The organism is Chitinophaga sp., assembly GCF_039596455.1.
Classification (GTDB): Bacteria; Bacteroidota; Bacteroidia; order Chitinophagales; family Chitinophagaceae; genus Chitinophaga.
On record NZ_JBCNJR010000012.1, the window covers coordinates 16,036 to 29,551 of the forward strand.

Annotated in this window: 7 protein-coding genes; 4 read left to right on the forward strand and 3 right to left on the reverse strand. The window is 54.7% G+C overall.

Going from position 1 to position 13,516, the window contains the following annotated elements; all coding sequences use genetic code 11:
• Window positions 1–5 precede the first annotated feature (5 nt).
• From ABDW36_RS24645 to ABDW36_RS24655, 3 genes are read right to left on the reverse strand one after another with little or no spacing between them, the layout of a single operon-like run.
• Entirely contained in the window at window positions 6–1,631 is a 1,626-nt protein-coding gene (locus ABDW36_RS24645) for a carbohydrate-binding protein (RefSeq protein WP_343704608.1), read from the reverse strand.
• A gap of 10 nt (window positions 1,632–1,641) precedes the next feature.
• A complete protein-coding gene (locus ABDW36_RS24650; protein ID WP_343704609.1) occupies window positions 1,642–3,141 on the reverse strand; it encodes a RagB/SusD family nutrient uptake outer membrane protein in 1,500 nt (499 codons plus the stop codon).
• 14 nt (window positions 3,142–3,155) lie between these two features.
• Window positions 3,156–6,140, reverse strand: coding sequence for a SusC/RagA family TonB-linked outer membrane protein (locus tag ABDW36_RS24655; protein ID WP_343704610.1), 2,985 nt, complete (start codon window positions 6,138–6,140; stop codon window positions 3,156–3,158).
• A 973-nt stretch (window positions 6,141–7,113) separates the two neighbouring features.
• Between ABDW36_RS24655 and ABDW36_RS24660 the strand changes: the two genes are divergently transcribed.
• From ABDW36_RS24660 to ABDW36_RS24675, 4 genes are all read left to right on the forward strand, one after another.
• Window positions 7,114–7,455, forward strand: coding sequence for a YciI family protein (locus ABDW36_RS24660; RefSeq protein WP_343704611.1), 342 nt, complete (start codon window positions 7,114–7,116; stop codon window positions 7,453–7,455).
• Between the two features lies 1 nt (window position 7,456).
• Window positions 7,457–8,659 (forward strand): sigma-70 family RNA polymerase sigma factor, encoded by a 1,203-nt coding sequence (locus ABDW36_RS24665; protein ID WP_343704612.1) that lies wholly within the window; start codon window positions 7,457–7,459, stop codon window positions 8,657–8,659.
• 77 nt (window positions 8,660–8,736) lie between these two features.
• Window positions 8,737–9,051 (forward strand): DUF6660 family protein, encoded by a 315-nt coding sequence (locus ABDW36_RS24670; RefSeq protein WP_343704613.1) that lies wholly within the window; start codon window positions 8,737–8,739, stop codon window positions 9,049–9,051.
• Window positions 9,052–9,150: 99 nt separating this feature from the next.
• Window positions 9,151–13,515, forward strand: a complete 4,365-nt coding sequence (locus ABDW36_RS24675) for a CusA/CzcA family heavy metal efflux RND transporter (protein WP_343704614.1) — start codon at window positions 9,151–9,153, stop codon at window positions 13,513–13,515.
• Window position 13,516 lies beyond the last annotated feature (1 nt).

Consider the following 13,516-nt stretch of genomic DNA (forward strand, 5'->3'; position numbering starts at 1 on the left):
TTAAATTATTTCGCTACAAAAATCACTTTGGAGATGTTGAAACCCGCCGTACCCACCACTACTTTCAACAGGCGCTCGCCTGCGGTAAGCGTTACATCTTTCTTCACCAGGTCTGTGTAGGTGGTATAGTTACCGGTTTTGGGCACGGTGAGCGCAGTGCTCACGTTGGTACCGTCTATTTCTGCATGCACCTTGCCGGTAGTATTCGGGGAAGCCACGCGGAAAATGATATCGTACTTGCCTGTTTTCTGGATGTTCACGGAGTATGAAGTCCATTCACCGGCTACGGTGTAACCGATGTTAAACCCGCCTTCGCCGGCGTTCTGTTCTACATCAGGGCCTTCAAATGCGCGCATCATCTGTTTGGCGTTGCCTTTGTTCTGCACGTCGGAATCTTTATAACCGATGCCTTCGCCACCCCAGTCAAACTCGGCAATGGGAATAGTGCCTGGTATCTGCAGGCGCGTGCCGTTAAAGGGTTTCCTGAATTTGGGCACAAAACCGAAGCGGGCCATGTTGAAACCGGCGGCGTCTACAAAGTAGGTTACCACGTGCTCTCCTTCCGTGAGATAAGTGTCTTCTCCCTGTACGGTTACCCAGTTCTGGTAGCCGGTGCCTTTTTTCAGGTAGATGAGCCCGGTCACGTTCTGGTCATCCACCTCCAGGTGCGTGATGCAGTTTGAGTTGGGAGTGGCCACGCGGGCGTAGGTGCTGTACAGGCCGGAGTATTCTACTTTCACTGTATACTTCAGCCATTCTCCGGGGTAGGTGTAGCCAATATTGTAAGGCCCTTCGGTGCAAACATCCGTATCTACGCCTTCTTCAAACCGGAACTTGCCGTTGCCCCTGTTGGCGGGCTCAAAGTCGTGGTAAGCCACTCCCTCACCGCCGCGGTCGTAGTAGGCAATATCTACACTGCCGGGGCCGGGTATGAGGAAAGGAATGCCGAAATAGGGTGAGCGCTGCGCGGGGTAAGCCATTCCCAGGAAAGATGAGAACCCGAAAATGTGCTTGGGCTCCAGCATGTGTACAATGCCATTGGTAGTCTGGATATTGGCAGATTCCGTAACGGCAGACACCCAGAACTTGATGAGGCGGGAGTTGTTCTTGTCACTGAACTGGATCACCATGGAGCCGCCGTTGCTGATGCCGGAAGCGGTGGTGCTCATGGCCCTGGCGCTCATTTCATAACCATAGGGCGTTGTAAGGGTAACACCATCCCCATAACGCAGGGAGTCCAGGTTGTATTTGCCTTCTACGAGGTAGCGGTTCAACAGGGTGTCCCATACGCCGGTGCTCACGCTGTCTACCGTCCAGTTGGGCTCATCTCCGCGTTTTTTGCGGATAAAGTTGAGGTTGTCCATGGCGGATGCAATGCTGAAATCCTGCGGTGCAAAAAAGGTGTTGTTACCGGTTTTCAGTTTCTCGGCTATGCCTGTTTTTTCAAGCAGGTAGAGGAGCGTGTCATACAGGCCGCTCTGGTTGGCCTGTTTGAGAAATTCGTAACTGCTCATTTTCACGTCCCGCACGGGCTCCATGTTACGGTACTCGTTATTTTTCCGGCAGCCGGCGGCCAGGGCCAGTATGGCGGCCGCGGCCAGTATATGCGTGAAAGAGAATAGTCTTTTCATGTTATACAGATTATTTCCAGTATGAATATTGTGTGAGCTGGGGGTTGAGGCTGAGCGTGTTCTTGGATAACGGCCAGTACGCGGCGCCATTCTGCACATCTGCTTCCGTGAGGCGGCTGTATGCCGGCACCTTGCCGAAACTGATCAGATCGTACCAGCGCCATCCTTCACCGATCAGCTCGCGCCGGCGCTCTTCAAGTATGAGGTCAAGCAGCTCTTCTTCGGTTGCATCTTCGGGAACGCTCTCTATATACCGCCTGTTGCGCAGCGTATTCAGCTCCGCGCGGGCGGCCTCGTAGTTTTTAAGACGGGCATTGCATTCTGCGCGCAGCAGCGTCATTTCTTCATACCGGAAAATGACAATGGCGGCGTTGAAGAGGCGCAACGTGGGGTTCTTCACCGCGCCGTCCAGCATGCGCAGCTTGTAGAACATGGGCTGCACGCTGGTCATGTCTGTAAAGAAGATGGAGGCGCGCACGTCTGAGGAGTTGCTGTAGATGTTGAGAATACTATCTTTAGTGACGTAGATCTCCGCTTCTGCCTTGGGCACGTCCGGATAGCGGAGCGTCCAGTATTCCAGCTGGCCGGTGGTGGATATTTCCGCGTGGTCTATGTTGAAGTCCAACTGGAAAATGTTCCAGTTGGTACGCCCGCGGAAAGTAGAGCCGGAGGTGCCGCTGGGCGCCACTATCATGTCGTTGTTGGTAACATACTCGTAAGCCGTGCGGGCCTTGTTGTCTGTAATGGCATTGATGTATTCCAGCGCGGTGGCATAGTCTTTCTTCCAGGCGGCAATGTGGGCTATGAGGTTATAGCAGGCGCCGCGGGTAGCCAGAATGCTGCGCCAGTGGGAAACGCCCTGCCCGCGGTAGTTGCCCTGCTGCTCGGGATTGGTGCCGTCAAACTGCCAGGGCAGGTCTTTGGCGGCGGCTATGGCTTCCTCCTGCGCAAAATCAAGCACCTTTTTCCAGTCCTCCCTCGTGCTGGCCGCAAAGTCTCCTTTAAACGGCTCTGTGATCAGGGGCACATCTCCCCAGATACGCACGATGTAGAAATAGGTAAAGGCGCGTACAAAACGTACCTGGGCTGCGTCCAGCTTCATTTCGGAGCGGGCGTAGCGGTTGTCCAGATCAGGAATGCCGGGCAGCTTGGCCAGGGCCAGGTTGCATTGCGCAATTACAGCATAGAACCTGCGCCAGTCACGCCAGGTATCCATAGCGGGGTAGTTGGAGGTAAGCTGGCTGGAGCGGAGCGCCTGCAGGTCTCCGCGCTTGCTAACGGTAAAATCCCCGCCGCGCATTTCGCCATAGGCCCAATGCGCGTTCTCGTTGGCCAGGGCGGCGCGCAACAGGCCGTAGGCTGCAAAGCTGCCGGCCCAGGCGTCATTCTTGGTCCTCCACATGTTCTCTTCCGTAACGGCGCGGGTAGATTCCACGTCCAGCATCTTTTTACAGGAAAGCCATCCGGTTGCCAGCAGGCACATCAGGCTGCCCATCCATATATATCGCATAAAGTCCGTTTTAATTATTTGAACTGTAAGTTGAAACCGAGGGTATAGCTCTTGGGCGCGGGCCAGTTGTATACGCCCTGGTCGTACCCGAAGTAGTCAAAGGCCTCGGGGTCTCCACCGGAATAGTTGGTGATGGTGAAAAGGTTATTTCCGGTTACGAATACACGCAGTTGCCGCACACCCTTCTTGGCCATCCAGGCACCGGCAAAGTTGTAGGTAAGGGAAAGGGAGCGCAGTTTCACATAGGAGGCTTTTTCGAGGAAAAGGGTTTGCTCCGGCTGGTAGGCCCTTACCGGGCTCCAGGGGTTATAACGGTACATGCCGTCTATATCTCCTTCAGGTTTGGTCCAGTACGCAAATTCCTTTACGCCTTCAATAGCGTCTACCCCTTCGTGGTTCACAAAGTCAAAACGGTCTGCCAGCGCCTTGTTCAGCAGCTTTCCGCCAAAGGCGTAACTGAAGAGCATGTTCAGCTCAAAGTTGCGGTAGCGCAGGTTGTTGGCCCAGCCGCCTTGCACCGCGGGGTTATGAGTGCCGCTGATCACGCGGTCATCATCATTGATGTTGTTGTCTCCGTTCACATCACGCCATTTGGGGTCTCCGCCTTTCATGGGCAGGCCCTGGTAAGCCATGCCTTGCGGCACATCGGCATCGGTGGCATAAATGCCGTCATTGATAAGCAGCCAGTACTTGTCTACCGGCTTGCCCACCAGGAAACGCCGGTTGCCCATCCGCACGTCCGTTCTGCCGCCCGGCAGCTTCAGCAGCTTAGTTTTGTTGGCAGAACCGTTCAGCGCGGTAGACCAGCCAAAAGTTTTGCCATTCACCACCACGGCGTCAATTCCCAGCTCCCCGCCGTAGTTGGCAATGTCCATCCCGTTCATCAATACGCCGGTATAACCGCTTTCCGTCATGGCCGGTACTTTGATCAGCAGGTTTTTATCTTGCCGCGTGTATACGTCTACGGAGAAGTTCAGGCGGCCGTTCAATACGCCTACATCAAGCCCGCCGTTGAACTGGTCTGTATAGGCCCAGGCAATGCCGGGAGAAATATAACCCAGCTGGTAGGCCGCGTTCAACACCGGGAAGGCATTGTAAGTGGCCATGTTGGGCGTTCCTTCCCAGCCCGCTTCCACGTTGTACACGGGGCCGCCTTTGTAATAGTCGTCATGAAACAACTTGCCTATGCGGCCCGCGCTGGCTCTCAGGCGGAGGTTGCTGAACAGGCGGCTGTCTTTCATGAAGTTTTCACCGGATATTTTCCAGGAGGCTGATGCGGTGGGGAACAGCTGCCAGCGTTCTGCTTCGCTGACATTGGAAGAGCCGTCTTGCCGGAGGTAGAGATTGAAGAAATATTTGTCATGCAGGGCATAGTCAATGTCTGCGTAGAAAGATGCGAGGTTGGCCTTCACCCTGTCTTTGTAATTGGCGGTGAGGCGCAGGTTATGGGAGGCCCCGGTCTTGTTATCGTCATTGCCCGGCTGGTAGATCTGTATGTAATCGCTCTTGCCTTTAAACGCGCGGCCGTGTATGTACTTCCACATGTCCCACTGGTTGTACTGGCCGAGGGTAACGGAAAGCCGCTGGCCTTTTTTCTGCAGCGGTGTTATTTCCAGCGAGTTGTCGAACACAAGGCGGCGGTGCAGGCCGTCATAGTTAGACACAAAGTTGTTGCCGTCATTCACGGTGGAAGGGATGAAGAGGTCCCGGTAGTTTTGGCCGTGATCTATGCCGAAGCGCGAGTTCAGTTTTACGTACCTGCCAAAAGTGTATTGCAAGGTGTTCAGTACACGCACATTGGCGTTCCTGTTTTTGTCAACGCCTTTTTCGAGGTAGCCGAAATATTGCTCTACCTGCTCTTTACTGGAAGACGGTGGTTTGTCCAGGCTGAGGATGTAGTCTTCATCCCCCATCCTGTCACGCAGCAGCTGCGGCCTGTCACGGTTGATCACGGCTGCGCTGATGAAGGTGCTCCACAGCAGGTTTTTCACCGGCATCACGTTGATGCCGAAGTTAACGTTATAGCGGCGCATGGCCGTTTTTTCCGCCACGCCCTGCTCGGAGGCCTGCCCCACGCTGAAACGGAAGTTAGCCAGCCGGTTGCCGCCGCTAACAGCAGCCTGGAGGCCGGTTACCCATCCGTTGCGGTAGTAGGCATCATCCCAGTTTGCATTGCCGTAGTAGGTGGAGTTGGTGGAATCTGCCAGGTATGCGGGAAAACTTCTGAACTGTTCCTTGCTGGCGTAGCGGTCATAGAACTGCAGCCTGAAGTCACGTTCCCAGCGGCCATTGATCACGTCTACCGAAGGTTTGAGAGACATGCCCGCAAAACCGTTCACTTCCACTTTCAGCTCACCGCTGCGCGGGCCCCAGGTGGTGATGTTGATAACGCCGTTAGCCGCGAGGGGGCCGAATTTTGCAGCGGCGCCGGCATCTTTCAGCACTTCGATGCTTTGAATGTCGTTAACATTGAGAAAGGCCAGCGGATCGATTTCTGTGCCCATGCGGTTAAAATCGAAGCGCTGCACGTCAAAGGCAAAAGCATGTTCGGTGATGAGGGGCATGCCGTCTACAATGTATACGGGCTGTGCGCCGAAGAGATCGCCGTTTTTGAGCAACAGGCCCGAAGCGCCGCGCACAAAGGCGCTGCTGCGTTTACCCGGTTCGGCGGAGGGGATGCGTACATCTACGCCGTTGACCCTTCCCAGCAGCATCTGGTTTACACTGGTGTAAGGAAGTTTCCTTACTTCATCAAGCGGCAGCCTGCTAACGGCGCCGCCTGAACGTAAAAGGAGCTCGCTGTTGGGAATATACCCTACCGTGTCCCTGGCCTGAACAGCCACGTTCTTCAGGCGCTCTGCAGCTTCTGCGCTGCCCGCCGTTCCGGTAGAGTCTGATTTTTTGTACAGCTTTTGTTGCGCCATGGCGCCCGCTCCCAGCATGAAGAGCCCCAGCAATAGCGTGGTGCGCTTCCCTGAATTTGGGTAGAAATATGTCATAAGACGGATTTATTTAAAAACAAAGAACTCCCCTACCCGCCGCTATGGTAAAGGCATAGCCGGGCTCCATCCAGACATGGCATCTCCTGCCCGCGCTATAACAAAGCATAGCCGGTTGATTAAAAAACAAGAGGCGCCCTTCCCGTGCTACGCAAGGCGTAGCCGGGCCATTTTAAAAAACAAAAGATTCCCCTGCCCGCCATGCGAAATGCATGACAGGGCCGCGTTGCGGGCTATAAGAGACACAGATAGCCGCAGCACGCAATACTGCGTTGCCGTCAGGAAAAAAAACTGATACTGAGAAGTTAACTTTTCACCTGCACAGGGATCTTACCTGGAAGTTAATTTCGCTTTTGTGGGTACCGACAGCATGAATTGTGCGGGGTACTAATTCAAAATGACGCTCTGCAAATTTTGATTTTGATCATATCGTTTTCTACGTGCAATGTTTAACGTGGTGAACAAAAGTATCTAGTTAGGCTCTTTAAATGTTCTTCCAATGCTCACATACCCTCCTGGATGATGAGGTATATTTGCGTGAAAGATACATACCATATTCTTTTGTGTCAATAGGCCTGTATGCATTTCGTATAAATTATACCAGCCACGGGCAAAATATCACAATCCACCGTTAATAAAACACCAAAACCAACCCTATTGATTGTTTAAAATTATTTAAAAAGATTACAAGTCCTAATGTTTTCACAATTAAGTTTTTGTTAACACATAGCCTTCAGGCGTAAAAAATACCTTTCTTAAATGCTGTACCATGGCCAGTTTGAAGCTGATTCAGTACCATTGCTAATCGTTTAGCAAAGTTGTTTTTATAGCTCAATTTTCACTCAGCTATTATCAAATACAATCATATGAAACAAAAACGTTACTAACGCAGCCATAGAATATAGTTATAAATTTATGCGTGCGCATGTCCGGATTTCTGCCCGGCCGGGTACTATACTAAAAACACATGACCATGAAGAAGTATCTTTTACTGCTCCGGGAAGACCTGGAAAAGATGCAACAGCTGTCTGAAGAAGAAATACAGCAATGCACCGCGGTGATGACGAAATGGTGCGAAGACCTGGCCGCTGAAGGCATATTTGTTGCCGGTGAGCCGCTGGACGTAGACACCCGTTATGTAAAACCGGGCCATATTGGAACAGACGGCCCGTTTGCAGAAGCGCGTGAGAGCATCAGCGGTTACATACTGGTGAACGCGCGTGACCTTGACCATGCCACCGCCATTGCCGCCGGATGCCCGCATGTATCCGTTTACAACGGTGCCGTGGAAGTAAGACCATTGATGGCGCATTGATATGGAGCACCTGCTGCAAGACATCTACCGTGCGCAGTTCGGTAAAATGGTGAGCGCACTGCTGTACTACAGCGGCATTAGCCGTATGGCCGATGCGGAAGACATTGTACAGGAAGCGTTTGCGGCAGCAGCCGCCAGCTGGCCGCAGCAAATGCCTGAGAAACCGGAGGCCTGGCTGTATGCCACCATCCGCAACATTGCCAACAAACAGCTCAGCCGGCAGCAAGCCCTGCTGTCACTAGACAATGCAGGCGGCCTGCCGGCGCCGGCTGCGCTGCAGGAAGACGGAGACCAGCAATTGCTGCGCCTCCTTTTTGCCTGCATGCGGCCTGAGTTTTCTCCCAGGCTGCAGCTGGTAATGGCGCTGCGCTATGTACACGGCCTGCAGGTGCAGCAGATAGCCACCTTGCTGGGCTCCTCTCCAGACACCGTGTCCAAAATGCTTTACCGCCAGAAACAACTGCCCAAGGAAAGAGATATTGCCTTCAGCAGCGGCTTTGTATGGTGGAGCGAACAGAAAGTGCTGATGGCCCTCAAAGTGCTGTACCTCGTATTTACCGAAGGGTGGAAATATGCAGACGAACAGCTGTGCGAAGACGCGCTCAGCCTTACCAAAACCGTGATCAAGGAAGCGCGGGTGGGCGTGCCTGACGCCAAAGCCCTTTTTGCCCTGATGCTCTTTCAACTGTCAAGGCTGGATACACGTACCAGTGAAAGCGGCGAGCTGCTGGAGCTGGAGCACCAGGACCGCAGCCGCTGGAACAAAGACATGATACGCATTGCTGCCCGCTACCTGCATGAAGGCCGCGAGGCCCGCCACAAACCTTTTCTGCTGGAAGCCACCATTGCCTGGCTGCACGCCGGCGCGCCATCTTTTGACGCTACGCCTTGGGAGCAGATAGCCGCACTCTACCGCCAGTTGCAGCACATCAGCCCCTCCCCGTTTGTACAGCTGAACCACGGCATAGCCCTGCATTTTGCCGGCCGGTCTGCCAGCGCGCTGGCCCTGCTGGCGCCGCTGGAAGAACATGATTTCATGCAGCGGCACCACCTCTTCCACTGCAGCATGGCCCGCATCCTCACCGATCTGCAGCAACCCTCCCGTGCTGCGGAATACTATGAAAAAGCCCTGCGCTGCAAGCTGACGCCGCAGGAAGAAAGTTTTATCCTGAAAAAACGGAAGTTGCTGCTATCCGGCTTTTGAGGATGGAACCCTTCTTTTTGCAACCATCTTGTAAAAATTCTTTATGCATCATGCCCTTATTTTAATAATTTTACGGCATGAAAGCATGGAGCTTCCTTCTCAGCATCTGGATACTTGTTTGCGCGGGCGTGCCCTGTGCGGACCGGTGTACGGACGCCGGCCACGGCGAGGCGCAGGAGGAAGTGCACGTGCCCCTCAAGGAAACGCGTGACAGCGGGGACCTTTGTTCCCCGTTCTGCATCTGTTCCTGCTGCGCGGTTATTTCCGTGCTGCCTAAAAACGCGGCCTTCCTCACCAAACCGGTTGTGCTTAATGCCCCTGTAAGCCGGTACATTTGTCCACCGGTGCAGGAAGTGCCCGACCCCTTCTGGCAACCGCCCCGCTCCGCCTGATCTTCCCGTTTTTATTGACAACATTTTATCATGCCGTGCGCACGGCCAACAGGTGCATGCCATCCATGGCGCGCGCACGTGCACAAACAGGCTTTTATAATGCTAGACAGGATAATCAGGTTCTCGATTCAAAATAAATTGATCATCGGGCTGCTCACCCTGGCACTGGCCGCCGCGGGCGTATATTCACTTACGCGCCTGCCGGTAGATGCCGTGCCGGACATCACCAATAACCAGGTGCAGGTGATCACACAAAGCCCGTCACTGGCGCCGCAGGAGGTGGAGCGGCTCATTACCTTCCCCGTGGAACAGACCATGGCCACCATTCCGCAACTGTCGGAGATCCGCTCCGCATCAAGGTTCGGCCTTTCCGTGGTGACTATTGTGTTTGATGACGATGTAGACATTTACTGGGCGCGGCAGCAGGTGAACGAAAAACTGGGAGAAGCGCAAAGCCGCATTCCCGAAGGCATCGGCACGCCCGAAATGACGCCCATCTCTACCGGGCTTGGAGAAATTTACCAATATGTCATCCATCCCAAAGCCGGCTATGAAGAAAAATTCCCGCCTTCGGAGCTGCGCTCTATACAAGACTGGATCATCCGCCAGCAGCTGCTGGGCACGCCCGGCGTGGCGGAGGTGAACAGCTTCGGCGGGTTTCTCAAACAATATGAAATAGCCCTTGACCCGGACAAGCTCCGCAGCTTCAACCTGGGCATCAACGATGTATTTACCGCCCTTGAAAAGAACAACCAGAACACCGGCGGCGCGTACATAGACAAAAAGCCCAATGCCTACTTCATCCGCACGGAAGGGCTGGTAACTTCCCTGGAAGACATTGAGAGGATCGTGGTGTCTCACACCACGCAGGGCCTGCCCGTGCTGGTGCGGGACCTGGCCGTCGTACGTTTCGGCGCTGCCGTGCGGTACGGCGCGCTCACCCACGCAGACGGTAAAAAGAGCGGTGAGGCCGTGGGCGGAATTGTGATGATGCTCAAAGGCGAGAATGCCAGCAAGGTGGTGAAAACAGTAGAAGACCGCATTGCACAGATCAGGCAAACACTGCCCGAAGGCGTGGAGCTGGAAGTATACCTCAACCGCAGCCACCTGGTAGACCGCGCCATTGGCACGGTGAGCAAAAACCTCATTGAAGGCGCGCTCATTGTGATCTTTGTGCTGGTCATATTCCTCGGCAACCTGCGCGCCGGGCTCATTGTGGCCTCCGTGATACCGCTGGCCATGCTGTTTGCCATCATCCTCATGCGGGTATTTGACGTATCAGGCAACCTCATGAGCCTGGGCGCCATTGACTTCGGGCTGATAGTAGACGGCGCGGTGATCATCGTGGAAGCAACCATGCACCACCTGGGCCTCAGCAAACTCACGCGGCTGAACCAGCGGCAAATGGACGAAGAAGTGTATACCTCCGCCAGCAAAATACGCAGCGCGGCGGCTTTCGGAGAAATCATCATCCTGATCGTATACCTTCCCATTCTTGCCCTCACCGGCATCGAAGGCCGTATGTTCAAGCCCATGGCTCAAACCGTAAGCTTTGCCATACTGGGCGCCTTCCTGCTTTCATTGACGTACGTGCCCATGATGAGCGCGCTCTTTCTCAGCAAGAACGTAGTGCATAAAAGGAATTTTTCAGACCGGATGATGGATTTCTTCCAGCGCTGCTACCAGCCTGTGATCAACGGCGCCCTGCGGCACAAGCTGATGGTCACCGTTACCGCTGTGGTGCTGTTCATCATCAGCCTCATCACCTTCCTGCAACTGGGCGGCGAATTTATTCCCACCCTGGAAGAAGGAGACCTGGCCATCGAGATGCGGCTGGCCACCGGCAAATCCCTCTCCGAATCTATAGACAAGATCAACCTGGCCTCACAGCTGCTGCTGAAGGAATACCCGGAAGTAAAAGAAGTAGTGGGCAAGATAGGTTCCGCCGAAATACCTACAGACCCCATGCCCATGGAGGCTGTAGACGTGATGATACTGCTGAAGGACAAGTCTGAATGGACATCCGCGGAAACGCAGGAAGAGCTGGTGAACAAGATGCAGGCCACGCTCGACGCTATTCCCGGCGTACAGTTCGGCTTCTCCCAGCCCATCCAGCTGCGTTTTAATGAACTGATCTCCGGCGTACGGCAGGATGTGGGCATCAAAATATTCGGGGAAAACCTGGAAACCCTCACGCGGCTGAGCAAGGAAGTAGGAAAGATAGTAGCCGCTACAGACGGGGCCAAAGACCTGTATGAAGAAAAGATCACCGGCCTTCCGCAGATCATGGTAAGCATCAACCGCGACCTGCTGGCACGCTACGGGCTTGACGTGGCCACGGTGAACCAGGCCGTGAACACTGCCTTTGCCGGCCAGAGCGCGGGGCTGGTGTACGAGGGCGAAAGACGGTATGACCTGGTTGTGCGTTTCCAGCAGGTAAACCGGGAAAGTATAGAAGATGTGAAGAACATTTTCATTACCACGCCCAACGGCAACCAGGTGCCGCTGGACCAGCTGGCAGACATATCCTATAAGCTGGGGCCCAACCAGATCCAGCGGGAAGCCGCCAAGCGGCGCATTATTGTAGGCTTTAACGTGCGCGGGAGAGACATTGCTTCCGTTGTGGAAGAAGTATCCGGCAAAATAAACAGCAGCGTAAAACTGCCGCCCGGCTACTTCATTACCTACGGCGGGCAGTTTGAAAACCTGCAGGAAGCGCAGCAACGTTTATCCGTAGCCGTGCCCGTTGCGCTGGGCCTCATCTTCCTGCTCCTGTTCTTCACCTTCCACTCCGCCAGACAATCCCTGCTGATATTCACCGCTATTCCCATGGCGGCCATTGGCGGCGTGTTTGCCCTGGTGCTGCGCGGCATGCCGTTCAGCATTTCAGCCGGTGTGGGTTTCATTGCCCTTTTTGGCGTGGCGGTGCTCAACGGTATTGTATTGATAGCAGAGTTTAACCGGCTGAAAAAAAGCGGGCTCACCGATCTGCAGGAGATTGTGCTGGAAGGTACCCGCCTGCGCCTGCGGCCGGTGCTGATGACGGCTTCCGTAGCCTCCCTGGGTTTTCTGCCCATGGCGCTCTCCGGCTCCGCCGGCGCGGAAGTGCAAAGGCCGCTGGCCACGGTGGTGATAGGCGGGCTCGTTACCTCCACCTTGCTCACGCTCATTGTACTGCCCATTCTCTACATCTACTTTGAAAAGATCAGCACAAAACCCAAACATATGAACAAGCTGCTTCTTTTACCGCTGCTGCTGGCAGGGCTTTCCGCGGGGGCGCAGGAAAAAACGTACACCCTGCAGGAATGCGTGCAAACCGCCCTGCGGCAAAACGGCGCCATTGCCGCCGCAGAGGCAGATCTCAAAGGCAGCCGGCAACTGCGCGGGGCCGCTGCAGACATCGGCAAAACGGAAGTGATGCTGCAATACGGCCAATATAACAGTTACGTGAAGAACGATAACAATATCTCCATCACGCAGAACATACCCTTCCCCACCCTGTTTGGCGCACAAACCCGGCTGGCGGACGCCAACATCCGCAGCAACGAACTGAAGCTGGCCGCAGACAAAAATGACCTGGTATACCAGGTACAGGCCGCCTGGTACCAGCTGCAATACCTGCAAACCTGGGATCAGCGCCTGCAGGAACAGGATTCCATTTACACGGAGTTTGCCCGCGCCGCCGGCGTGAAGCTGCGCACCGGCGAAAGCACCCTGCTGGAAAAAACCGCCGCGGAAAACCAGCTGCAGCAGCTCAAAACACAGCAGCAGCAGGTAAAGGCAGACATGCGTTTTTACAGTGCGCGCCTGCAAACCTTACTGCATGCAGACCAGCCGGTACGCATTGCCGCAGGGCCGCTGGAGCCGCTCGCCCTTCCTCCGGCAGACAGTGCGGCCCTTGCCGCCAACCCCGGCCTGGAATGGTTCCGGCAACAAACAGTAGTAGCCGGGCAGCAACAGCAGGTAGAAAAACAGAAAATGCTGCCGGACATTACCCTGGGCTTTTTTACGCAAACGCTGATTGCCACGCCGAAGACCGCGTCCGGTACGCCGCTGGCCACATCCGGAGACCGCTTTAACGGCTTCCAGGCCGGGCTGGCGTTGCCATTGTGGTTCAAGCCGCAAGCCTCGCGCATAAAGGCGGCGGCCTTGCACAGGGAGGCGGCCGGCTTCCGGTACCAGCAACAGCAACACCGCTTTAAAGGCCTGTTTAACGAGCAGATGGAAGAAGTGCGCAAATACAGGGAATCCCTCCAGTATTATGAAAACTCCCTGCTGCCGCAAACCGCCCTCATGACGGAACATGCCGGCAAGGCCTACCGCAGCGGTGAAATAGGGTACGTGGAATACCTGCAAAGCCTGCGCACCGCCATGGACGTACAAAATACCCATCTGCAAACACTTAATAATTACAATCAGAGCGTTTTACAGCTTCAGTACCTGCTGGGCAACAAAACGGAATAAA